The following is a 24009-nucleotide window of genomic DNA, read 5'->3' as shown; positions in this document are numbered from 1 at the left end:
TGCACACCCATGAATCCCATCGTCCACGCCGAGGTGTCCTGGCTCCTCGCCCAAGGCCTGCGCGAACGGCGTGACCGCGTCCTGGTCACCTGCGCGGGACTCGCGCCGGATCTGGATGGTTTGTCATTGCTGGCGGGTGAAGAGTTTTATTCGCGTTATCACCACGTGATTTTCCATGGCTACGTGGGAGCGCTCGTCACCCTGGCGGTGTGTACGGCGTTGGCGAGGCAAAGGGCAGCCGTGGCCCTGCTGTCGGTGGCTGCCTTCCACGGGCATCTGCTGTGCGACCTCGCCGGCAGCGGGCCGGGCTGGCCCATCCACTACCTGTGGCCGCGAAGCATGGAGCCGTGGTCGTGGTCCGGGCAGTGGGACCTGGCCTCCTGGCAGAACACGCTCATCGGGCTGGCCGCGACGCTGGCGTGTCTGGCGTGCGCCCTGCCCTTCCGGAGGACCGCGCTGGAATTGCTGTCACCGCGCTGGGACGCGGAGGTGGTCCGGACCGTGCGGCGGCGCTTTTCCAGACAGGCCGATTCGCAAGCCCATTGAGCTGAAAGCAGACGCCGCCCCAGAATGCGGCCATGGGCTTGCTGGGGCTGGGAGTGCTGCTCGTGGGGGTGCTGGGCGCGGCCGTGGAGGCGGAGGACACCACGGTCACCGTCTATAAAGACCGGACGCTCGTGGAGCGGACCACCCTCGTGAACCTGGCTGGCACGGAGCGCGTCGTGTGGCCGCTCCTGATGGGCAAGCTGGAGGCCTCTTCCGTGCGCGTGCAGGCGGAAGGCGCCGAGGTCCAGCGCGTCGAACTTCGCCCTACCTACGTGCCCGCCTTCACCGCCGAGGAGGTCCGTGCGGCAATTGAAGCCGTGGGGCCTCCCCGCTCCTCCGCGGATGAGGAGTTTTCGCCTCCCATGGACTGGTACCGGGCCGCGGCGCATGCCGAATCCCTGGCCACCCGGCCTTCGCCTTCCGCGCTGGAGGTGGCCGCCATGTTGGAGGGAACAGGCGCCACGAGGGTGGTGCTGAGCTACTTCCTTCCAGCCGTCAAAAGCAAATACCTCCCCGCCCTCTCCGTGCGAAGTCAAGACTCCCAGGTGGAGGCGGAGTTCCGGGGGCAAATCTTCCAGAATACAGGCGCCGACTGGAACGAAGCCCTCTTCCACTTCGCCCCTGGACAATCCAGTCCCGTCTTCGACGCTCCCCGACCTACTCCGGTGTGGCTGGACCAGCCGGATGCGCTGGAGGAGGAGTCAGCGCAACGTCGCCAGATGTTCGGCGCCATCGGGTATTCCACCGCGCCCATCTGGGCCCATCCGGAGTCCCGCCAGCCGGAGGCCCCTCCCACGGTCCTCACCGGAACGGTCCTGGACGTGAACACGGGAGCGCCACTGAAGGATGTGGTGGTCAACGTCTTCTCCGAACACCTCCGGACTGACGTGTTCACGTTCACGGACGTGCGGGGTGAGTACCGCATCACCGATCTGCCACCTGCGTCCGCGGGCTACAGGCTGTCCTTCCAGCGCGAGGACGTCAGGCCCTGGATGCGCGAACGGATGGACATTCCCCGAGCCAGCACCGTGCGAGTCGATGTGCGACTCTGGACCGGAGCGGGGCCGGATCCGGAGCCGCCTCCGCCCCCTTCGCGAGAGTCCCAGGGCGGGTGTGGTCCCAACGCGATACGGCTGGACCCCGTGTTCATGGACTTCGTCATGACGAACATCGGTCAGCCCGAACCCGCGACCATCCCTCCGCCCCGGGACTTCGCGCGACTGGCGGCTCCCGTCCTCGACGCCCCCTGGGTTCCGGATTGGCGTCTCACGGTTCCGGGGCGGCAAACCCTGCGGGACCGGACCGCGCCCCGCTTCCCGCTGTTCACGGAGACCTGGCCCATGACGGTCCACCGCCAGGTCTTTCCCGCGCAGGACACCGCCACCTATCTCGTCGCGGAAGTCCATGCCTCGCCGACCCGCGAGCTGATCATGCATGAGTGGGTCCCGCTGGCCGTGGACGGACAGCCCCACAAATCCGTGAAGCTGTTACCCCTGGGGCAGGGAAGCACCTTCACCCTCCCGCTCGGCACCGACCCGAAGGTCCGCGCGGAGAGGACCGAGCAACGCGCTCCCGTGGAGTGGCATTCGCGCGAGGTCCACGACGTCACCGTGCGGGTGCCCAACCCGTATCCCGTGCCCATGAGCGTGCGCGTGCTGGACACCTGGCCGAAGGGAAGCCGGCTCGTCCGCGCCACGCCCGGCGTCCAGCGGGATGACGCCACGGGAGGCCTGACGTGGGACCTGAAGGTGCCACCGGCCAGCACGGGCACCGTGTCCTTCCGCTACTCGCGCTGACGCGGGCTACGGCGTGGCGGCGGGCGCCAGCGTCACCTCGAAGAGGTCGGGCCACAGCTTGCCGGTGAGGAACAGGCGGCCGGTGCCGGGCTCCAGCGCGATGCCGTTGAGCACCGCTTCGTAGCTGCGCACCCGGCCGCTCACCGCCCGCGCCAGCGCCGACGCGTCGATGACCGCCAGCACGCGGCCCGTGGCGTAATCAATCTTCAGGATGTTGTTGGAATGCCAGACGTTGGCGTAGACGCCGTCCTCCGCGCACTCCAGCTCGTTGAGCATCTCTTGCGGCGCGCCCTGCGCCGTCACCTGCACCTGGGACTTCACGTGGAAGTCCTTCGGGTCGTGGAAGCGCAGCGTGGCCGTGCCGTCGCTGCGCACCAACTGGCCCCGCCAGTAGCACAGGCCCCAGCCCTCGCCGTCGTACTCCACCTGCTGCTCCTGCGCGGGCGGGGCGCCGTTCCACACGAAGAGTGTCTCGTCCTGCCAGGTGAGCTGGTACAGCCGCTCGCCGTCGCTCGCGAGCCCCTCCGGGAACACGTCCGGCAGGGACTGCCTCCACAGGGGCGCCGCCTGCTCCAAGGAGATGCGGCGCAGGTCGCCCTTCCCACCGGTGCTCTCGTAGAGCTGGCCCTGGTGGAACTGGAGCCCCTGCGTGAAGGCCGTGGGGTCGTGCGGATAGGCGTGGACGATGCTCGCCACCAGCCGCTGGGGCCTTGCCTCCGGAGCGCCCGCGTCCGGCGTCTGGCGCTGCGTGGGCGCGCATGCCAGGGACAGGAGCGACAACGACAGGGACCAGGGGAGGCGGCGCATGGGCTTCCTTGCGGCAGGCGTTACCGCGCCACCTTAGCGCGCCATCACCCGGGGCGGCGTCACTCGCGCGTCACCGCGAGGGCCACCTCCACCGCGCCGCGCAGCTCGTCCATGTCGAACGGCTTGTTGAGCACACAGGCGGCCCCCAGGCGCAGGGCCTCGCGGTGCAACTGCACGTCTCCAAAGGCGGTGATGAGGATGACCGGCGTGGTCCACTGCTCACGCCGCAGCCGGGCGAGCACCTCCAGGCCCGTGAAGCCCGGCATGCGCACGTCCGTGATGATGAGGTCGGGCGCGCGCGACTCCTCCGCCGTCAGCCCTTCCACGAGGACGCGCACCAGCTCCGGCCCGTCCGACGCCTCCACCACTTCATAGCCGCGCCGCACCAGCATCTTGCGGATGAGCGTGCGCATCTCCGTCTGGTCATCCGCGACCAGGATGCGCGGGGGCCTCGCGAGCTCCGATGAAGGGTCTTCCCAGGCCGCGCCGCGCGCGACTCCTTCTGACTGCTCGTGCACCATGGGCGTGAACTCCTGGAGGGGTTGGACGGGGACCTGTCACTCCATGAGCATCCGCCGTGCCATGTCTGGAGAAAGCCGCCGGGGTGGGGCGTGGGGCATGCCGCCCCTGGGCGAAATGCCCCGGCTGGGGCACTTTGCCCCGCGCGCCGGGGCCTCCCGGGGCATGGCTCCCCTCTGAAGCGGGGTTTGGAGGGGTTGGCCCACGGACTGCATTGAGGTCCGGGCGTCGGACCGGATGCGGGGCTTCCTCCAAGAGCTCCCTTCAGGCAGCTGGGCCATCGGTGGCTCCCGGTGTCGCTGGTGGAACGGGACCGCTGCCTCCTTCCCAGGGTGCCCACCGCATCCGGTTCGACTCTTTCTTTCCCATCCCGTCCGGAAGACCCGCTTCCGGCCGCCACCCAAGGAGAACGCACGATGGTCCGCACGCTTCCGTCCCGCCGCCACCTTGCCCGCGCGCTCACGCTGATGCCCCTGGTCGCCCTGGGGGCCTGCAAGCCGGCCGCGGACGTGGCTCCCCCCGCGCGCCCCACGCTGTCGTTGAAGACGGCCACCACGCCCTCGGGGGCGAAGGTGGAGCCGGCGGTCTATTCGCCCACGCCGGGGTCGCCCGGCGCGCTCATGTCGCTGGCGCCGCTGGTGGACACGGTGAAGGGGGCGGTGGTGAACGTGGAGGTGCAGGCCCGCGCCCGGCCCGCGATGGGCGGGATGATCCAGGGCCTGCCCCCGGGCCTCGCCGAGCGCTTCGGCATGCCGGGCGGGCAGAACCCCTTCGGCGGGGGCGGCGCTCCCGCGAAGCAGGGGCTGGGGTCGGGCTTCGTCATCGACCCGTCCGGGCTGGTGCTCACGAACAACCACGTGGTGGAGGGCGCGGACACCGTCCGGGTGAAGCTGGAGGACGGGCGCGCGTTCGAGGCGGAGGTGCTGGGCCGCGACTCGCTCACGGACGTGGCGCTGCTCCAGTTGAAGGGCGTGTCCGGGAACCTGCCGTTCGTGAAGCTGGGGGACTCGGACGGCCTGCGCGTGGGCGACCCGGTGATGGCCATTGGCAATCCGTTCGGGCTCGCGTCGAGCGTGAGCGCGGGCATCCTGTCCGCCCGGGCGCGCGACATCCACGCGGGTCCGTATGACGACTTCCTCCAGACGGACGCGGCCATCAACCCGGGCAACTCCGGCGGCCCGCTCTTCAACATGAAGGGCGAGGTGGTGGGCATGAACACGGCCATCATCGGCGGCGCGACGGGCATCGGCTTCGCGGTGCCGGCGAACCTCATCCAGGCGCTGCTGCCGCAGCTCCAGGAGACAGGCGTGGTGCGCCGGGGCTGGGTGGGCCTGGCGGTGCAGGACCTCACGCCGGAGCTGGCGCGCGCGCTGCGCGTGGACACGGCGAAGGGCGCGGTGGTGGCCGGCGTCAGCGAGGGCGGCCCTGGCGCGAAGGCGGGCCTGCGCGAGGAGGACATCATCACCTCGGTGGGCGAGCGCGCGGTGGACTCCGCCGGAGCGCTGACGCGCGCGGTGGCCCTGCTCAAGCCGGGCAGCGAGGTGAAGGTGAGCCTGGTGCGCGGCGGCAAGGCGATGGAGGTGCCGGTGAAGCTGGGCACCCGGCCGACGCAGCGGGGGGAGGAGGAGGTGACTCCCCGGGACTCGACGCCCGCGCCCCTGTCGAAGCGGCTGGGCCTGCGGCTGTCGGAGGCGCAGGACGGCAGCGGCGGCGCGCAGGTGGTGGCGGTGGAGTCCGGCAGCCCCGCGGAGCGCGCGGGCCTGGCGCCCGGGATGGTGCTGACGCAGGTGGGGGACCAGAAGGTGTCCGGCGTCGCGGAGGCGGCGCAGGCGCTGACGTCCGCGGAGCCGGGGTCCGCGCTGCTGTTGCGCGCGCGGGTGCTGGGACAGGACGGGTCGCTCCTGCGCGCGCTTGAAGTGCCGCAGCGGTAGGACCGGGGTTGAGGCTGGCGCGCTCCACCGGCCGGGTGGAGCGCGCTGTCTTGCTTTCAGCGGGGCTGGATGAGCCCGGCCCGGGCGAGCAGCTCGCGCACGCGCCGGGCCAGCGCCACGTGCTCCGGGTTGGCCACGGTGAAGCGCTCCGGGGTCAGGATGATGAGCGTGCCCTGGTCCTCCACGGGTTCGATGCGCACGGGCGCGGGCAGTGGGGGCACGATGCCGCGCTGCTTGGAGAAGTAGGTCACCCAGCCGACCCAGGGGCCTGCCCGGGTGTCCTCGGGTTCCAGCGCCCGGTGCGAATCAGAGCCGGCCACGGCCCAGTCCGGCTCCATGGCCACCGCCATGCTGCGCACCGCATCCGTGAGCACGGGAGCGGAGATCACGCGCTCGGCGTTCGGACTTCGCCCGAGCGTGGGCAGGCTCAGCACGCAGCAGTTGGGGACGACTTCGGAGTAACACCCACAGAGGATCTTCAGGGCCGATCGATCGTAGTCCCCTCCGCCATTACCAAAGGTGACACTGAAGCCCAGTTGCTCGATGACCGGCTTCCCCTTCTCGCGGTTGACGCCTCGCCGAAACATCTCGGTGAGCGTCGGCATGTCTGACGGCAACAGGGGGAACTTGCGCTCGTCCTTGAGCGACCGCGTGGGCTTGTACCAGTGCGCAAGGAACGGGTCACACGGAGCCAACAGCTCCAGGAGCTTCGCGGTTCGCCGCCCGCAGTCTTCAGGAACCTCCCTGCGCGCACCCCAATAGGCCCCTGCGTAGTACGTCTCGATACGAGTCCAGGGCCTGTCCGTAGCGGTCACGGCGTTCCCTCCTTAGCGTGCTTGAGTGTGCACGATCCGGATCCCTTGGATACCTTCGCGTTCGAAGAGCATCTCGATTGCGTTCACGGCCTTCTCCTCGGCGACGTGCCACTCGATGCGAACCCCCAATCCTCGAACGGCTTCGAGCTGCCGTCTCGCCTGCCTGGCGAGTGCCTCCGCTCCCGTGCGTTTAAACCACCGCTTCGGCGCCAGGATGTCGGAAAACTTGTTCGCGTAGCCGGGGCCCTTGGCCTCCCGTAGCACTCCGTCCCGGAAGCCGTCGAACTTCACGTCCCCGACCCAGTACGCCTCGTCCGCCGAGTGCCCGGAGATCTGCTCCTGGTAGCGCCGGGCCCGGTCGGACATCGACTCCTTCGCGGGCCCCCAGTGCCCTGGCTCGTCCGGCGCCGCCGCCACGTTCGCCTTCTGGAGGACGATGGCCGCCCCGGGCCCTCCGCTCAGCACCGCCGCCGCGCGTCCCACGGGCACCGCGACGCGCTCGACACGGAGCATCCCCTCCGCGGACACCGCGAGCACGGGCACCGTGGCCTCCACTCCCGCCGCTGCTCGCGTCAACGTGCGCGTCGTCGCGGAGGCCGTCCCCCACAGCATGACGACGTTCGTGGTCAGCCGCGCGGCTTCACGGATCTGCTCGCCCTCCGTCATGTAGCGGAAGCGCTCCCAGTACGCGGGCGAGGACGCGATGAGCGCCGCCACGCCTTCCGGCAGATGGCGCAGGCTCGCGAGGCTGTCCGTAGGATGGGACAGGAGCTGCCCCAGGCCGTGGTACAGCTCCACGAACGCGTCCTCCGCCCCATCCAATGAGCGGCCGAGGACATCCGCGTCGTCGTACACCTCCGCGAGCGGCCTCCAGTCAGAGGCTCGCAGCCGCGCATCGACGTGACGGAAGACGCCGCCCTTGCCGCTGTAGAAGCGCCCCAGCTCGAAGTTCCCCGCGCGGAAGGTCCCGTCCCTCCACTGCACGGCCCCCACCCTCTGCTGCGTGCGCCCATCGAGCGCCCAGGCCAGGTAGCCGTCCGGCCGCAGCACCGCCACCTGCTCCCGGACGAACCGCTCCACCCGGCGCGCCAGCTCCTCGCGCGACACCGCGCCGCCCTCCAGCACCTCGCGCAGCACGAAGCCCGCCGCCATGCGAGGCGGATACGTCCCCAGCGTCACCGGACTCTCCATCAGCCGGTTCAGCACCTCCGCCGCGTCCTCGGGCGTGAAGGGATTGCGCGGGGCCGGCGGCGCCTCCAGCCCTGCGCGCACCAGGAGCTTCTCGAACGCGTCCACCTCCAGCAGGCCCAGCTCCACCGCCTGCCGCGTTCGCTCCTGCGCGCTCCCGAGCAGCACCGTCCCCGGAGGCAGCCGCACCGGCGCCGCGTCCCCCACCGTGCCGCCCGCGCCCTCGGAGGCCGAGCCCCCATGCAGCGGTGCCGGCGAGGCGCTGTGATAGCGCGCGTAGCCGTGCAGCCCCACCGGCAACGCACCGGCACGCCCTCCCGCGCAGCCCACCAGCCCCGCGAGGAGCAGCAAGCCCAGCCACGCGCACCCTGGCGACTGAATCCCTCTCATGCCTGTTCCTCCTGGTGAACAGGGCTAGCAGGGAGTCCTGACATCCTTGCGCGTCGCGGTGCGCAATGACGCAGCCGGTGCGCGGCCGACCCGCTGACGCTCCGGCTGCCCTGGATGTCCGGTGTCGCGTGGTTCACAGGGCGCGACGCCTGGAAGCCCTCCGGGCCTGCGAGGACTTCTGACGAGTGCTTCACGCGTCCGTCGAATGACGGGCCTTGGGGGTTCGGCAATCACGGCGGCGGTGGCATAGAGTGGCGACCGTGCCGCGCTGCCTCACATGCGGGCGGCGTTGGGAGGGCTCTCATGCGCCGTGCCCGCCCGGCGTCTCGCCTCCCGTCGCTCCGCCATCCGATGCCTCGCTCGTCGTGCCCGACGTCCCGGGCTACCGCTGCGAGAAGGTCATCGCGCGCGGTGGCTTCGGCGTGCTGCTGGCCGCGCACAAGCGCTCCGCCGACGGCACCGAGGGTGACCGCATCGCGCTGAAGCTGGCGCGCCCCGGCATCGCGCTCGCGGAGGCGCAGCTCGCCCGGGAGGCGGAGGCCCTGCGCGTCATCGGGCCGCCCACCGTGCCCGCGCTCCATGCCGTGGGCACGCTGCCCGGCGGCCAGCGCTTCGTCGACATGGAGTACGTGCCGCTGCCCACGCTGGCGGACTGGATGGCCCGGGTGTCCGGCCCCATGTCGCCGCAGGAGTTCGGGCCTCGCGCCAGCGCGCTCCTGGAGGCGGTGGCCGTCGTGCACGCGCACGGCCTGGTGCACTGCGACCTCAAGCCCGAGCACGTCTTCCTGGACGACGCCCACAAGCGCGCCCGCGTCTTCGACTTCGGACTGGTGCAGCGCCCGGCCCCCGGCGCGCTCGCGGATGACGGCACGCCCGGCGACACGTCCTCCTTCGCCGGCACCGCCGAATACATGGCCCCCGAGCAGTGCGCGGGCCACGCCGTCCTGGACGCGCGCACGGACGTGTACGCGCTGGGCGTCATCCTCTACGAGCTCATCGCCGGCCGGCCTCCCTTCTTCGGCTCGCTCACGGAGGTGCTCCAGGCGCACCTGTCGCTGAGGCCCCCGCCTCCGTCGGAGTACGCCCCGGTGGCGCCGCCCGTGGAGGAGGTCGTGCTGCGCTGCCTGGCCAAGGAGCCCGCGCGCCGCCCCCGCGACGCCGCCGCCGTGGCCCAGGCCCTGCGCGCCGCGCTGGACCACGCGGGCCAGTCCGCCGTGCAGCCCGCGCCCCGGCTCACCCTGCTGCCCGAGGTCCGCCCCGCCCAGACGCGCCGCTCGGTGGCGGTGCTGTTCACCTTCTCGCGCGCCAACCCCGTGGCGATGCAGAAGGCCCTGGCCGCCTACGGAGGCCACATGGCCTTCGCGGAGGGCGAGCGCTTCGCGGGCGTCTTCGACCCCGACGTGGGAGAGAACCCCGTGCGCCGCGCCCTGCGCGCCGCCGAAGGCCTGGCCGAGCGGGGACTCGCCCCGGTGTCGCTCGTGGACGTGGCCTCCGTCACCGTGCAGCGCCGCCGCGACGGCGCCCCCCGCTACCTGGGCGCCATCTTCGCGCGCGAGGACCGCTACCCCCACCTCGCGGAGCCGCGCGGGCCCCTGCTGTCCCACGCCGCCGCGGAGGCCGTGCCGGAGGTGCCGTGCCTGCCGGTGCCGGGCCGGTCCGGGCTGATGCGCCCCGCGCCCTCGGGCGGCGCGCCCCGGCCGGACGTCACCGTGCTGCAACTGGGCAGCGCGATGCTGGTAGGCCGCGACATGGAGCTGGAGCAGCTCCTGGAGAGCGCCCGGTCCGCGGTGTCGGACACGGCGCCCACCATCGTCACCGTGCGCGGCGACCGGGGCCACGGCAAGAGCCACCTGGCCTCCACGCTGGGCCTGCGCCTGAGGGCCGCGCTGCCGCACGCGCGCGTCCACACCCTGCGCTCGCGCGAGCCCGTGCAGGGCGACCCGGAGGGCACGCTGCGCACGCTCCTGCGCGTGGCGCTGCACGGCTTCGACCGCGACGACACCGACACGCAGGAGGACGGCCGCACCGCCATCCTGGACAGGCTGGGCACCCGGCTGGGCATGGAGCTGTGGCCGGGCGTGGCCGCGACGCTCGGGTGGTACGCGCCGGGCGGGCCGGAGCTGCATAGCTGGGCCGCGGCCCCGGGCGCGCTGCGTTCGCTGGCCATGCGCGCCACCGGCGAGCTGCTGGCGGCGCACGCCCGCGAGCGGCCCCTGTGCCTCATCGTGGACGACGCGCACTTCGCGGAGGAGACCGCGCTGGACGCGCTGGAGTACGCGGCGCTCGCGGAGACGCGCGTCCCCCTGTGGATCTGCGTGCTGGTGCGCCCGGGCTTCGAGCAAAGCCGCCCCGCGTGGGGCGCCCGCGCCGCCCGCCAACTGGACCTGCCCCTGTCCGGCCTGGCCCCGGGCGACGCGCATGCCCTGTGCCGCGCGCTGCTCAAGCCGGTGGAGAACGTGCCCGCGCAGGCGGTGGAGCGCATCATCGATCGCGCGCAGCGCGTGCCCCTGTTCCTGGTGGAGCTGGTGCGCGGCCTCAAGCGCCAGGGGCTGGTGCGGCAGCGCGCGCCGGGCGGCAACTGGTACCTCGTCACGGACGAGCTGGACCGGCTGCCGGAGCTGCGGCTGGTGGAGTGGCTGGCGGACCGCGAGCTGGGCGCGCTGCCCCCGGCGCTCGCCGCGCATGCCCGGCTGTGCGCGCTGCTGGGCGGGACCTTCACCGGCACGGCGGCGGACGGCGTGGTGCGCGAGCTGGAGCGCGACGGGGCCGCGGCCCAGTTCCCGCTGGACATGGGGCACGCGACGCGGCGGCTCCTGGACCTGGGGCTCCTGGTGGAGCACCGCTCGGAGGGGCTGAGCTTCCGCAACGAGCTGGTGCGCGAGGCCGTGGTCGCGGGCCTGCCCGCGGAGGAGAAGGCGCGCATCCACCACGCCGCGTACCGCCACTACCTGAGCCCGGCGGGCGCGCAGGAGCGCCAGCGGCTGGCCCGGCTCGCGCTGCACGCCGCGGCGGCGGGCCTGCGCGACGAGGCGGCGGCGCTGACCATCGACATCGCGGAGTCCGCGCGCGGCCGTCACGCGTACCTGGACGCGGAGGCCATGTACACGCGCGCCCTGGAGCTCATCGAGCCCGAGGACGAGCTGCGCAGGCTCACCGCGCTGCGGGGCCGGGGTCTGATGCGCTACCGCATCGGCCGGTACGAGGACTCGCTCACGGACTTCGCCATCGCGCGGGAGCGCGCGCGCAGCGTGGGGGACGCGCGCGCCGTGGTGGAGCTGCTGCTCGACGAGGCGGTGGCGCTCGACTGGGTGAACGACTACGCGCGCAGCGAGGCGCGGGTCCAGGAGGCGCAGCAACTGACGGAGACGGTGACGTCGCCCTACGTGCAGGCGCGGCTGCTCCTGGCGCTGGGCCGCACGCAGTTCCGCAAGGGCGAGTGGATGGACTCGCTCATGACCCTGGAGGCCGCGGCGGAGCGGGCGCGGAAGCTGGGCGACGCGGGCTATGAGACGCTGGTGGTGGCGCTGCTCCTGCTGGTGGCCATCCTCCCGAGCCTGGGCGACATCGACGCCGCGGAGCGGGTGCTGGACGAGCTCATCTGCGCGTGCACGGAGCGCGGCGACCGCTTCCACCTGGGCTCGGCCATCAACAACCGCCGCAACCTCAGGGTGGCGCGGCGCGACCTGGCCAACGCGCTGAAGGACCAGGAGCGCTTCATGCAACTGGGGCGCGAGCTGGGCGTGGTGGGCTGGGAGTACTTCGCGGAGTACAACCTGGGCGAGCTGTACTACCAGGCGGGCGACGTGGAGGCGGCGGCGCCGCACATCGCGCGGGCCATCGTGCTGGAGCGCCGGCACCCGGAGGTCGCGCACCGCCCCTGGGCCCTGCTGCTCCAGGCGCGGGCCATGGCGTGGACGGACCGGCACGACCGGGCGCGCGACCTGCTGGAGCAGGTGCGGCAGGCGATGGCGACCAACCGCCACGGCGTGAACCTGAGCCCGTCGGAGGAGGTGCTCTTCTCCATGGTGGAGCTGGCCTCCAAGGACGCGACCGTGGAGGAGTGGCACGCCCTGCGCGAGCGCTCCGCCCAGGCCTCCGTGGAGCAGGAGCCGCTGGAGGTCCTGGAGATGATGGGGCTCGCGGCCTGGCGCCGGGGCGACTTCGCGGAGGCGATGCTCGCGCTCGGGGAGGCCCTGGCGCGCGCGGCGCACATGCCGAACCTGATGGAGGACCGCATCCGCCGCTCGCTGGAGCGGGTGCGGGACCTCACGCCCGCGGCGTAACGGGCGCCTGCGCGGGCGCCGGGACCGGCCGCTACGCCGACCGGGAGAGCGCCGTCGTCGCCGCGATGATGAGCCCCATCAGGGACTCGCCCACCAGCGCGCCGGAGCCCAGCGCGGGCACGTGCGCGTCCGTGGCCCTGGGAGACAGCCTCCGCGCGAGCGCCGCCAGCCCCGCGCCCACGCACAGCGTCACCGCGAAGTACGCGGGCGTGAGGAAGCCGATGCCCATCGCCACCGGCGACGGCAGCCACCGCGCCGCGCGGCCCTTCGCGGCCAGCGTCAGGAGCGCGCCCACCGCGCAGCCCACCAGCGCGCCCCACCCCGCGTACGGAGGCAGGCCCGCCAGGCCTCGCACGGACACCTCCGCCACCGCCCGGAACTGCGCCGCCGCCGGCACCGGCAGCGCCGCGGTCCCCAACCCGTACGCGTCCACCAGCAGCAGGTAGGCCGGCACCGACACCAGCGCGCCCACCGCCACGCCCACCAACTGCGCGGCGAGCTGCCGCGAGGCCGACGCGCCCAGGAGGTGCCCCGCCTTCAACGACCACAGGCTCACGCCAATCTGCGCTGACGCGTTGGCCACCACCGAACCCGCCGCCACGTTGGGCGACAGCTCCCCGGGCCGCACCACGCCGAAGACGACCTGCGTGAGGTTGCCCATCTGGCTCACCGGCGACACGTCCGTCTGCCCCGCGCCTCGCGCGCACACCGCGCACAGCGGCACCAGCAGCGCGAGCGCCAGCAGCATCGACGGCACGCCCAGCCCGAACAGCACGCCGCCCAGCACCACCGCCAGCACGCACGCCGCCGCCGCCACGCCCAGGCTCCAGCGGGGCAGCCCGCCCCGGCTCGTGCCCACCGAGCGCAGGTCCTTCGCCGCGCCCAGGAAGTCCCGCGCCTGCGCCGCCAGCGACACCACCGCCGCGCCCAGCATCAACCCCACGCCGGGCCACATCAGCCACGCGGACAGCGGCTCGTACCCCGCGCCCGCCACCACGCCCGCGCCCAACAGCCCCGGCGCGAGCGCGCCCCACGCCAGCCCCGAGCCCAGCAGCATGCTCAGCGCCAACTGCAGGCCCGTCATCATCCCCACCGCCAGCAGCATGGGGCTCATCCCCACGCCCCACGTCAGCGCATCCAGCCCGACGCCGCCCACGCGGCCCGGCAGCGCCACCATCCCCGGCAGCCACCCGCGCGCGTCCCGCATCCACGTGAGCGCCATGGCCACCAGGCCGGCGCCCACCAGCGTCCGGCCCCGGCCCGCGGGCGTGTCCCGCGCCTCCGAGGGCGAGGCCGCGTGCAGCGTGGAGATGAGCTCCGCCGTGGCGATGCCCGTGGGGAACGGCAGCGCCTCCTGCTCCAGCAGGCGCCGCCGCAAGAGCCCCGCCACCAGCACGCCCAGGACGCCCAGCACCACGCCCCAGGCCGCGATGCCCCAGCCCGGCACGCTCATGCCCAGGAAGGCCAGCGCCGGCAGCGCGCCCAGCAGCCCCGCCGACGCGGGCATCGCGCCCACCGAGGACGCGGCCGTCTGCGTGAGGTTGTTCTCCAGCGGCGTGTACGGCACGCCCCGCCTGCGCCCATAGGCCGCCAGGCCGCTGAAGCCCAGCACCGTCGCGGTGATGGAGCCCGAGTCCCACCACCCCGTCTTCATCCCCATGTAGAGGTTGGTGACGGCCAGCAGCGCGCCGATGAGCAGGCCCATCCCCAGCGACCGGGCCGTCCACTCCCGGCCCTCTGGCGCCGGCGCGCCCGCGAGCCCCATCCCCGCCGCCACGGCCGCGGGGGCCTCCGGCCCCGCCGCGACCTCCGGAGGAGCGGCGGGGTGACCGGAGGAGGCGCTCATCGAGCCGCCTCCGCCGAGCGGCCGACCAGCTCGCGCAACTGCGCCAGGTCCAGCGGCTTGCTCAGCTTGAGGTTGGGCACGTCCCGCAGGAACGACGTCGTGCGCGGGGTGAAGGCGCCCCCCGTCATGAACACCATCCGCCCCGCCTGCTCCGGCACCGAGCGCCCCAGCTCGAAGTACAGGTCCATGCCCGTCATCCCAGGCATCATCACGTCGCAGAGGATGAGGTCGAAGCGGCCGCCCTCGTTCACCAGCCGCAGCGCCGCCTGCGCGCTGTTCGCGGTGGACACCTCGTGCTCGGAGGCCAGCGAGCGCTGCAGCGCCACCGTCACGTTGGGCTCGTCATCCACCACCAGGATGCGCGCCCGCGCCCCCGCCGGCGCCGTCGTGGACAGCCGCGGGTAGAGGTCCGGCTCGTGCGCCGCCGAGCGCAGCACCACGCGGAACGTGCTGCCCCGCCCCGGCGTGCTCTCCGCGTGGATGGCGCCGCCCATGGACTCCACGATGCCGTGGCAGATGGACAGCCCCAGCCCCGTGCCCACGCCCACCGCCTTGGTGGTGAAGAACGGGTCGAAGATGCGCCCCAGCACCTCCGGCGTCATGCCCACGCCGGTGTCGCGCACCTCCACCACCACCTTGCCCGGCTCGCCCGGGCGGATGATGGCGCGAATCTCGTGCTCGGTGACGGAGGACGGGTCCTCCGGGATGGCCTGCGCCGCGTTGAGCAGCAGGTTCAGGAACACCTGGCACAGCCGCGCCTCGCTCGCCTCCACCGCGGGGACGGGCTCGAACTCCGTCACCAGCCGCGCGCGGTGGCGGATGACGTTGTCCGCCATCTTGCACGCCAGCTCCACCGACCGGCGCACGTCCACCGGCATGGGGCGCGACTCCTGCTCGCCGCGCGCGAAGACCTTCAGGTCCCGCACGATGGTCGCGATGCGCTCCGCGCCCTCCGTCGTCTCGCGCACCAACTGCTGGATGGAGGCCACCGGCTCCGACGGGGCGCCTTGCGCCTCCAGCTTGTCCAGCCCCTCGCGGATGAGGTGCAGGTTCACCAGCATGTACGCCAGCGGGTTGTTGATTTCGTGCGCCACGCCCGCGCCCAGCGTGCCCACGCTGGCCAGCCGGTCCGCCACCACCAGGCGCGCCTGGAGCTGCCGGCGCTCGCTCAGGTCGCGGTGCACCATGATGTTCGCGATGATGCGCCCCTCCGCGTCGCGCAGCGGCACGACCACGGACTCGCAGACGCACGCCATGCCGTCCGCGCGCTTGAACTCCAGCTCCCCGCTCCAGCGCCCGTGCACCTCCAGCGCGGTGAGGATGGCGCCCGTCAGCCGGTCCGGCTCACCCGGGTGCAGCACGCTGAAGAGCGTCTGGCCCATGGCCTCCTTGCGGCTCCTGCCGAACATGCGCTCCGCGCTGGTGTTCCAGTCGATGACGCCGCCCGCCAGGTCCGTGATGACGACGCCGTCGGAGATGCTCTCGAAGATGAGCGCCTGACGGTGCAGCTCCTGCTCCGCCTGCTTGCGCGCGGTGATGTCCATCACCGTGCCCGTCACCCGCGCGGGCTGCCCCGCGGCGTCCAGCAGCACGTCGCCCTTGCACGAAATCCAGCGGTAGCCGCTGCCCGCGGGCTCGATGCGGTACTCCACGTCCACCTGCGAGCGCTGCGCCAGCGCCGTGGCCAGGTTCGCGCGCAGGCGGGGCAGGTCCGCCGGGTGGACCACCTCATCCAGGTCCATGGCGCGGCCGGACAGCTTGCCCACGGCCAGACCCAGCAGCCGGTCCACGTGCTCGCTCCAGGTCACCTGCCCCGTCTTCGCGTTCCAGTCCCAGATGCCCACGCGCGCGGCGGACAGCGCCTGCCGGAGCTGCTCCTCGCGCTGCTCCAGCACCTCGCGGCGGGAGAAGCGGAACACCGTCACCGTGCCCACCTGGAGCCGGTCGCCCTCCTGCAGCTCCGCGGTGGACACCGGCAGGCCGTTGAGGAACGTGCCGTTGGTGGACTCCAGGTCCGTGACGAGGCACGAGCCATCCGGCTTGCGCAGGATGCGCGCGTGCTTGCGCGACACCCCGTGATCGTCGATGCGCACCTCCGCTTCCGACCCGCGCCCGATGACGTGCTCGCCCGGCTCCAACCGGTACGCCTTGCCAATGGCCGCCGGCGTCGTGGTGCTGATGAGGATGAGGCACGCCCCGGTCGAGGACGGGGCCGTCACCGACTGGCCCGCGCAGGTCGTGAGCTCGTCCACCAACGTCATCATGTATGCAAGCCCCCTGACGTCCCCCTGCGCTCGGGCTGGCCGTGTCCTCGCCGCCTGTCGTGCATGACGCCGCGCTCCGTGTGGGCCCGAGGTCCTGGGCCGGACCGCAACCATACCCCAACGGCTTCCAATGAACGTCCCCTGCACCCGGAGGACAATGAGCCTGACTCCTGGTGAACGGCCAGGCAGGCAGGCAGGGCCCCCCACCCGGCACGGGCACTCGCGACCCACCCCGTGGATGGTAGGGTGCGGGGCATTCATGGCGGTGGATTCCGAGAGCACCTTCCGCATCCAGGCGCGCGCGAACGCGAGCGCCCCGGACAAGGGGCACGACACACCCACCCGTGCCGAGCGCGGGCCGGGCACCCTGGCGGGTGAGTACGTCCTCAAGTCCATGCTGGCGGCCGGCGGCCACGGCAGCGTCTACGAGGCGGAGCACCGCATCCTGGGGCGGCACGCCGCGGTGAAGGTGCTGCACTCGCACCTGGCGGACCAGGGGGAGATGCTGCAGCGCTTCGTGCGCGAGGCGCGCGTCGTCAATCAGATCCACCACCCGAACATCGTGGACGTCTACGACTTCGGGCTGATGCCGGACGGCAGCCCCTACTACGTGATGGAGCTGCTCTCCGGGCGCACGCTGAGCCAGGTGGTGCAGGAGCGCGGGCGGCTGTCCGCGTCCCGCGCGCTGGCGTACCTGGAGCCCGTCTGCGGGGCGCTGGAGGCGGCGCACCGCGCGGGCGTCGTGCACCGGGACCTGAAGTCCAGCAACATCCTCGTGGTGGAGGAGGGGGAGAAGCCCCGGCTGAAGCTGCTGGACTTCGGCATCGCGAAGCTCATCCAGCAGGAGCCCGGCCAGGAGGGGCTCACCACCGCCGGCCAGCGCCTGGGCACCGCGCACGCGATGGCGCCCGAGCAGTTCCGCGGCGGGAGCATCGGGCCGCCCACGGACGTGTACGCGCTGGGCGTGCTCCTGTACCAGTTGCTCACCGGCCGCTACCCCTTCCAGTCCGATGATCGCCTGGAGCTGGAGCGCATGCACCTGGAGGCCCCGCCGCCGCGCCCCAGCGTGAAGGCCCCGGTGTCCCCCGCCGTGGACGCGGTGGTGCTCCGCTGCCTGGACAAGGACGCCACCCGCCGCTACCCCAGCGTGAACGCCTTCCTCACCGCCCTGCGCGAGGCCACGGAGGAGCCCAACCAGGTGGAGAGCCAGACGCGGCTCGTGCTCGCCGTGAACGCGGAGGTGGTGCTCCCCGCCTCGGACCTGGACGACGACACCACCTACGCCGCGCTCGCCACCGTCATGGACACGCTGGAGCAGGGCCTGCGCGCGGAGAGCTTCACCCTGGCGCTCCAGACGGGCACCGCGCTCCTGGGCGTGCGCCCCCTGACCGCCGGCGGCAGCCCCGCGCAGGCCCTCCAACCCCTGAGAGACCTGCAAGCCGAAGCCCAGCGTCTGGCCGAGGCCGTCCACGCCCGCGTCCACCTCTGCCTCCACCAGGGTGAGGCGGAGACACGCGGCGACTCCGGCGAGGCCGAGGTGGTAGGCGGCCCGGTCACGCATGTGGCAACCTGGAACGTAAGGGACCCCGGTGGCTTCGCCATCACGCGTCCCGCGTCCCAGCTCCTCGAGATTCCTCCTCCGCCGTAGGCCGTCCCCGCCGTCCCCGCCTCCTCCTCCCCCGTAGCACCCCACCTCAGCCCTGTGGCTCCATTCCCTTCACCGGCACACGTCTGGCCCCGTGAGAATTGGACCCACACCATAATTTTTTGACGAAGCCGTATTTATTTTAGATCCTGAATCCGTCACGATTCCCCTGTCTGACAGTTTCAGCACCTTTCTGGCTGAAAGCCTGGACTGCCTGACATTCTGGAAGTCGGACCTCCGACTTCCCTCGAGCGGGAGCCCCTACATGCGCCTCACCCCTGCTTTTCGGCCTGGAAGTGGATGCAGCGAGTGGTGGAACCGAGTTGCCTCACGCCAACCCCTGAAGGCGGCCTTGATGACGGGGGCGCTGTTCGCCCTGGTGGGTTGCGGCGGGGCGATGCCGGAGGACGCCATGATGGGGGCTGATCCCGCGTCGGTGGACCAGGCGCAGCAGGTGGACAACGGGCTGACCGTCAACGGGTTGACGGTCAACGGGCTCACCGTCAACGGGCTGACGGTCAACGGGCTCACCGTCAACGGGCTGTCCACGCAGGGCTTCAACGAGTGGTTCAACCAGAACGCGGACACGGCGCCGATGGTGATGGCGTACATCGTGAAGTGCTCGGTGCCCGAGGGGCAGACGCGCACCTTCCAGTCCACGACCACCGGGGTGAAGTACACGTGGCCGGGCGCCCTGGGCCTGGCGCCGGGCTGGGCGGCGGGCAAGGCCGCGACGGTGGCGGAGCAGCAGGCGGTGAGCGCGTGCCTGGCGGCGCACGCGAACAAGTACGGCCTGCACATCGCGCTGTCCGTGCTGGGCCGCACGGCCGATGGCGCGGCGATCCCCTACTCCGCCGAGGAGCTGTCGCAGTTCAGCGCGAAGGAGGCGTGCTTCTTCGGCAACCTCTTCACCAACGAGGGCCTGTTCGCGGCGCGCGACCGCGACTTCAGCGCGGCGGAGAGCACCACGCGCGCGTGCGGCCTGTCGCTGACGGCGGACGCCTGCGCGCCCATCACGAACATCGGAAGCTGCTCGCAGTTCTGCACCAAGGCCGACCCCAGCCAGCCCTACTACACGCACTGTACGTATAACGGGAAGACGTACCCGGCCATCACCACGCGCGTGCAGCCCACGGAGCTGTTCCGCTGCGGCGACGGCGTGTGCCAGTTCACCGAGCACGCGGGCCCCGGCACCACGGCGGAGAGCTGCCGCGCGGACTGCGGCGTCTGAAGCGGAAGCACCTGTTGAACCCGTGGTGAAGCGCGCTGGACATGGACGGCCCCGGCATCACCTCGGGCCGCGTGTCCAGAAGCCGCCGGGCGTGCGGTGAGCTCCCCTCCCGCGCGCCCGACCCCCCAATGGAAAATGACAGCCGGGACGTGACGCCCACGCGGTGTCGGCCCGACGGCATCCTGGACCCGCGCACACCTTGCCGGGCACGGGGCGGCGGTGTTGGATGGCCGTCTACAGGCCGTGGCCCGGAAGCAGGGAACCTCCGCTACGAGGAGCGGTGACGGCCGCGGTTGGACGTGGGTGGAGCGGGCCGCGATGACGTTACGAGCGAAGGTGGGGCGGTTGGCGGCGATGACGCGGCGGCGGGGCACGCTCCGCCAGGCCTTCGAGCGCCTGGGCCCCGACTCCAGGACCCGGTGCGCCGTGGAGACGCCCTGCTCGGACAACCGGCTCCTGGAGGAGACGGTGCGCGAGCGCACCGCGGCGCTGGAGGCCGCCAACGCGAAGCTGTCCAGCAGCCTGGAGCAGTTGCACGCGACGCAGGCCCAGTTGCTCTTCGCGGACCGGCTCATCGCGCTGGGGCGCATCGCGGCGGGCGTGGGCCATGAAATCAACAACCCGCTGGCCTTCATCCTGAGCAACCTGGAGTACATCCACCAGGAGCTGCAGCAGAAGGAGCGCCTGTCGGAGCAGGACCGGCAGGAGATTCTGGAGGCGCTGGCGGAGACGCGCGACGGCGCGGAGCGCATCCGGCTCATCGTGCGGGACCTGCAGACGCTGTCGCGCGCGGAGGACGTGGGCAGCGGGCCCGCGGAGCTGGCCGCGGTGGTGCGCACGGCGGCGAAGATGGCCATGCACGAGCTGCGGCACCGCGCGCGGCTGGTGGTGGAGTGCGACGGCGTACCGCCGGTGCAGGGCAACGGCTCGCGGCTGGGGCAGGTGTTCCTGAACCTGCTGCTCAACGCGGCGCAGTCCATCCCGCCGGGGAACGCGGAGGGCAACGAGGTGCGCGTGGTGGCGCGCCCCGGCGAGCCCGGCCACGTGCTGGTGGAGGTGCGCGACACCGGCTGCGGCATCGCGCCCGAGCACCGCGAGCGCATCTTCGACCCCTTCTTCACCACCAAGCCGCTGGGCGTGGGCACGGGGCTGGGGCTCGCGGTGTGCCATGGCATCGTCACGTCGCTGGGCGGCACGCTGACCATGGAGAGCGCGCCCGGCCGGGGCAGCGTCTTCCGGGTGACCCTGCCGGTGGCGGGCGCCTTCGTGCAGGCGCAGCGCTCGCAGGCCGACTGGACCTGATCAGCCCCCGCCGGGCGGCTTCACCCCGAGCGAGCGCTGGAGCATCCCTCCGAGCACCTCGCGGAAGCGCGCGTCCGACGCGGCGTCCACCGGATGCCCCAGCACGGGCAGCAGCACCTCGCGCGCGAGCAGGAACCACTGCGACGCGCACAGCGCCACGATGAGCGTCATGTCCACCGTGTCGCGCGAGGGCGGCGGCGTGCCCTGCGTCTGGGCCACGCGGCCTGCCTGGAACTCCAGCGCGTCCGCCAGCAGCCGCGGGCCCTGCGCGCGCACGAACGGCATGTGCTCGGCGCGGCCGGTGAGCAGCGCCCACGCCATCAGCCGGCTGTGCTGGCCCTCCTGCACCACGGTGAAGAAGCGCTCCAGCAGCGCCCCGGCGTCCGGCGGCGCCTCCGCCGCGAGCAGGTGCTCCCGGAAGGACGCGGCCAGCAGCTCGTTGCGGCGCAGGAGCACCTCGCGCACCAGGGCCTCGTAGGTGCCGAAGTAGTGCGTGACGAGCGCGTGGCTCACCCCCGCCGCCTTCGCCACCGCCTGCAGCCCCACCCGGTCCGGCCCCTGCTCCACGAGCAGCGGCTCGGCGGCCTGGAGGATGGCCTCGCGCGCCTCCTCCGGGGTGCGCCGCTTGCGGGGCGCGGCGGGCTTCGCGGGACGACGGGGAGCGGAGGTGCGCCGGGCCGGAGCCCGGCCCTGGGGACGCCTGGGTGCCATCCCGGCGCATCCTAGCCACCGGGCCCCGTCGTTCAACGCACCCCTTGTTATTGTCAGATTTGACAATAGACACGGAGGGGCATTATCCATGGGGGTGTCCGGGCATGCCTGGCCCGGAGGTGTGCTGGCCTTCGCGAGGTCCGTGATGCATCCGCTGCTGCCCGAGAATCCGTCGCCGCTGAGGGTGTTCCTGGTGGTCCTGCTCATCTCGGGGACCCTCAAGCTGCTGACGGTGGCGGGCGGCTGGGGGGTGTGGCGCACGCGGCTGGCGGCGCGCTTCCGGGTGTACCGGCGGGAGCTGTCGAAGGGGCAGTTGCGCAGCGAGGCGCTGGCGGCGGTGGGCGTGGTGCTGACGGACGCGGTGCTCATCGGGGCGTTCCGGTCCTTCACCGGGCCCCTGATGGCGCCGTTCAGCCTGTCCACGGCGCTGTGGTCGTACGCGTGGATGTTCGTGGGCTTCGAGGTGTGGTTCTACGTGACGCACCGGCTGCTGCACCACCCGCGCTTCTACCGCTTCCACGCGCAGCACCACGTGGCGCAGGTGACGGAGCCGCTCACCGCGCTGTCCTTCTCCGTGGCGGAGCGGGTGGTGCTGATGGTCGGCGGGCTCGGCCTGCACTTCGCGGCCCTGCACGTGTTCCCGGGCACGCAGGTGGGCGTGCTGGCCTACATGCTGACCAACTACGTCCTCAACGCGTTCGGGCATGGCAACACGGAGTGGCTGCCGAAGCGCTTCGTGACGTCCTGGGTGGGCCGCGTCTTCTTCACCCCCACGTTCCACGCGCTGCACCACGCGCGCTACCAGGGGCACTACGGCCTGTACACCGTGGTGCTGGACCGGTGGCTGGGCACCACGTTCGCCGACTATCCACGGGTGCATGCGCGCGCCCGCGATGGCGAGGGGCTGACGCGCATCGGGGAGCGGCTGGCGGTCGCGCCCCCCGCCCCCTCCCTCCCCTCGGAGCCCGAGGCGCGCCCGGCGGTTTGAGGTCCGCCGGGCCCCGCCGTCACACGGTGGGCTCCGGAGTCAGGCCGGGGCTCCCGGGGCCGTGGGCCTACGGACAATCCGCGCGGGTGACGACGCCTGGGAGGGATGGCATCCGGGGGGGCCGGCCCTAGAATCGCGCGGTGAACTCCCGGCAGGACGTGATCATCATCGGCGCGGGCGCCAGCGGAACGCTGCTCGCGGCCAGTCTCTTGCGGGGCGCGCGCTCGCCCCTGCGCGTGACGCTCGTGGAGCGGGGGGAGCAGTTGGGGCGGGGGGTCGCGTACTCCACCACCAGCGCGCGTCACCTGCTCAACGTGCCGGCCGGCCGCATGAGCGCCTGGGTGGACGACCCGGAGCACTTCCTGCGCTGGCTGCGCCTGGAGGCGCCGGACACGCCGCCGTCCGCGTTCGCCGAGCGCCGCCGCTACGGCCAGTACCTGGAGTTCGTGCTGAAGGAGGCCGCCGCGAAGGCCGCGCCGGGCGTCCGGCTGGAGACGCCGCGCGACGAGGTGACCGCGGTGGTGGAGACCGCGGACGGCGTGAAGGTGTCGCTCGCGAGCGGCCAGGTCCTGGAGGCGAAGTGCGCGGTGCTGGCGCTGGGCAACGCGATGCCCGCGGACCTGCGCGTGCCGGACGGCGGGCTGTACGCGAGCCCGCGCTACCACCGCTCGCCGTGGGTGCCCGGGGCGCTGGAGGGCATCGGCCCGGGTGACCCGGTGCTGCTCATCGGCACGGCGCTCACCATGGTGGACACGGTGCTGTCGCTGGGCGAGCGCGGCCATCAGGGCCCGGTGCACGCGCTGTCGCGCCACGGCCTGCTGCCGCACCCACACCGCGCGCACGGCGCGAAGACGCCCGCGGCGGCGGAGCCCCTGCGCATCCGCGAGCTGCTGCGCTCCGTGCGCCGGGAGATGGACCGCTGTCGCGACGCGGAGACCGCCACGCAGGCCGCGTCCCCGTCCTCGGAGAGCGTGGTGCCGTTCAGCACGCTGCGCATCCGCGACGTGCTGCGCACGATGCGCCAGGAGGTGGACGCGCAGGCGGCGGCGGGGGCGGACTGGCGCGCGGCGGTGGACTCGCTGCGGCCGGTGACGACGCCGTTGTGGCAGCGGCTGTCGGAGCCGGAGCGGCGGCGGTTCCTGCGCCACCTGCGGGCGTACTGGGAGGTGCACCGCCACCGCATGGCGCCGGAGATCCACGACGCGCTGGACGCGTGGCGGCGCGAGGGGCGGCTGGTGCTCCACCCGGCCCGCGTGCTCGGCTTCGAGCTGGAGCCGGACGCGGTGGCGGTCCACCTGCGCCCCCGGGGTGAGCGCGAGCCCCGGGTGCTGCGCGTGCGGCACGTCATCAACTGCACCGGCCCCGAGTCCAACCCGGCCTCGCGCGGCCAGCCCGTCCTGCGCGGCCTGCTGGAGACGGGACAGGCCCACGCGGACTCGCTGGGCATGGGGCTGGCGACGGCGCCCGACGGCGCGGTGCTGGACGCGCGCGGACAGCCCTCCGCCCACCTCTTCACGCTGGGCCCCACGCGGCGGGGGGACCTGTGGGAGACCACCGCCGTGCCGGAGATCCGCTCACAGGCCCGCGACCTGGCGGACCTCCTCTTGCGCCGGTTGGGTGCGCCTGCCCGGTAGAGGACCTGACAGGCGCCATGACCTGGAGGTGGGCCTGCTGCTCTCCAGGCAACGCCGCCCTCCGGGGGAGGCTGTCGGGGTTCCGCCGTTTCGTGCGACATTCCAGGTCCCCC

Annotated in this window: 16 protein-coding genes; 9 read left to right on the top strand and 7 right to left on the bottom strand. The window is 72.7% G+C overall.

Annotated elements, in window-relative coordinates; all coding sequences use genetic code 11:
• Positions 1–9 precede the first annotated feature (9 nt).
• Positions 10–546, top strand: coding sequence for a metal-dependent hydrolase (locus K8612_RS14695; RefSeq protein ID WP_223743975.1), 537 nt, complete (start codon positions 10–12; stop codon positions 544–546).
• Positions 547–578: 32 nt separating this feature from the next.
• Positions 579–2342 (top strand): carboxypeptidase regulatory-like domain-containing protein, encoded by a 1764-nt coding sequence (locus tag K8612_RS14690; protein WP_223762715.1) that lies wholly within the window; start codon positions 579–581, stop codon positions 2340–2342.
• 6 nt (positions 2343–2348) lie between these two features.
• Here the strand turns inward: K8612_RS14690 and K8612_RS14685 are convergent, their stop codons facing one another.
• The gene (locus K8612_RS14685) at positions 2349–3149 is read right to left on the bottom strand and encodes a glutaminyl-peptide cyclotransferase (protein WP_223762714.1); all 801 of its coding nucleotides are present in this window, start codon (positions 3147–3149) and stop codon (positions 2349–2351) included.
• Positions 3150–3208: 59 nt separating this feature from the next.
• On the bottom strand, positions 3209–3670 hold the full coding sequence (locus K8612_RS14680) for a response regulator (protein WP_223743978.1): 462 nt from the start codon (positions 3668–3670) through the stop codon (positions 3209–3211).
• Between the two features lie 414 nt (positions 3671–4084).
• Here K8612_RS14680 and K8612_RS14675 point away from each other — a divergent pair, with 414 nt between their 5' ends.
• Complete coding sequence (locus K8612_RS14675; protein ID WP_223762713.1) at positions 4085–5599, top strand: Do family serine endopeptidase; 1515 nt, start codon at positions 4085–4087, stop codon at positions 5597–5599.
• A gap of 56 nt (positions 5600–5655) precedes the next feature.
• On the opposite strand, the gene K8612_RS39550 is transcribed toward K8612_RS14675, so the two are convergent.
• Together K8612_RS39550 and K8612_RS39240 are read right to left on the bottom strand one after the other, a co-directional pair.
• A complete protein-coding gene (locus K8612_RS39550) occupies positions 5656–6414 on the bottom strand; it encodes an immunity 52 family protein (RefSeq protein ID WP_223762712.1) in 759 nt (252 codons plus the stop codon).
• A 12-nt stretch (positions 6415–6426) separates the two neighbouring features.
• Positions 6427–7992 carry a Tox-REase-5 domain-containing protein gene (locus tag K8612_RS39240; protein ID WP_223762711.1) on the bottom strand — a complete coding sequence of 522 codons (1566 nt, stop codon included), beginning with the start codon at positions 7990–7992 and terminating at the stop codon, positions 6427–6429.
• A 365-nt stretch (positions 7993–8357) separates the two neighbouring features.
• Here K8612_RS39240 and K8612_RS14660 point away from each other — a divergent pair, with 365 nt between their 5' ends.
• On the top strand, positions 8358–12275 hold the full coding sequence (locus tag K8612_RS14660) for a serine/threonine-protein kinase (protein WP_223762710.1): 3918 nt from the start codon (positions 8358–8360) through the stop codon (positions 12273–12275).
• A 31-nt stretch (positions 12276–12306) separates the two neighbouring features.
• Here the strand turns inward: K8612_RS14660 and K8612_RS14655 are convergent, their stop codons facing one another.
• The gene (locus tag K8612_RS14655; RefSeq protein ID WP_223762709.1) at positions 12307–14121 is read right to left on the bottom strand and encodes an OPT family oligopeptide transporter; all 1815 of its coding nucleotides are present in this window, start codon (positions 14119–14121) and stop codon (positions 12307–12309) included.
• Entirely contained in the window at positions 14118–16382 is a 2265-nt protein-coding gene (locus K8612_RS14650; protein WP_223744040.1) for a PAS domain S-box protein, read from the bottom strand. Before K8612_RS14650 ends, K8612_RS14655 begins: the two co-directional genes overlap by 4 nt.
• 262 nt (positions 16383–16644) lie before the next feature.
• Between K8612_RS14650 and K8612_RS14645 the strand changes: the two genes are divergently transcribed.
• The 3 genes from K8612_RS14645 (at position 16645) to K8612_RS14635 (ending at position 20563) form a co-directional block, all read left to right on the top strand.
• Positions 16645–18033 carry a serine/threonine-protein kinase gene (locus tag K8612_RS14645; protein WP_223743984.1) on the top strand — a complete coding sequence of 463 codons (1389 nt, stop codon included), beginning with the start codon at positions 16645–16647 and terminating at the stop codon, positions 18031–18033.
• Positions 18034–18385: 352 nt separating this feature from the next.
• On the top strand, positions 18386–19261 hold the full coding sequence (locus K8612_RS14640) for a hypothetical protein (protein WP_223762708.1): 876 nt from the start codon (positions 18386–18388) through the stop codon (positions 19259–19261).
• Between the two features lie 318 nt (positions 19262–19579).
• Positions 19580–20563, top strand: coding sequence for a sensor histidine kinase (locus K8612_RS14635; RefSeq protein ID WP_223743986.1), 984 nt, complete (start codon positions 19580–19582; stop codon positions 20561–20563).
• Here the strand turns inward: K8612_RS14635 and K8612_RS14630 are convergent, their stop codons facing one another.
• On the bottom strand, positions 20564–21274 hold the full coding sequence (locus tag K8612_RS14630) for a TetR/AcrR family transcriptional regulator (protein ID WP_223743987.1): 711 nt from the start codon (positions 21272–21274) through the stop codon (positions 20564–20566).
• Between the two features lie 145 nt (positions 21275–21419).
• On the opposite strand from K8612_RS14630, the gene K8612_RS14625 reads away from it, so the two are divergent.
• The gene (locus K8612_RS14625) at positions 21420–22262 is read left to right on the top strand and encodes a sterol desaturase family protein (protein WP_223762707.1); all 843 of its coding nucleotides are present in this window, start codon (positions 21420–21422) and stop codon (positions 22260–22262) included.
• Positions 22263–22402: 140 nt separating this feature from the next.
• Positions 22403–23896, top strand: a complete 1494-nt coding sequence (locus tag K8612_RS14620; RefSeq protein ID WP_223762706.1) for an FAD/NAD(P)-binding protein — start codon at positions 22403–22405, stop codon at positions 23894–23896.
• Positions 23897–24009 lie beyond the last annotated feature (113 nt).

It is taken from the genome of Corallococcus sp. AS-1-6 (genome assembly GCF_020037015.1).
Taxonomy (GTDB): domain Bacteria; phylum Myxococcota; class Myxococcia; order Myxococcales; family Myxococcaceae; genus Corallococcus.
Note: the sequence above shows the minus strand (reverse complement) of the source record. Positions and strands in the feature narration are given on the sequence as shown.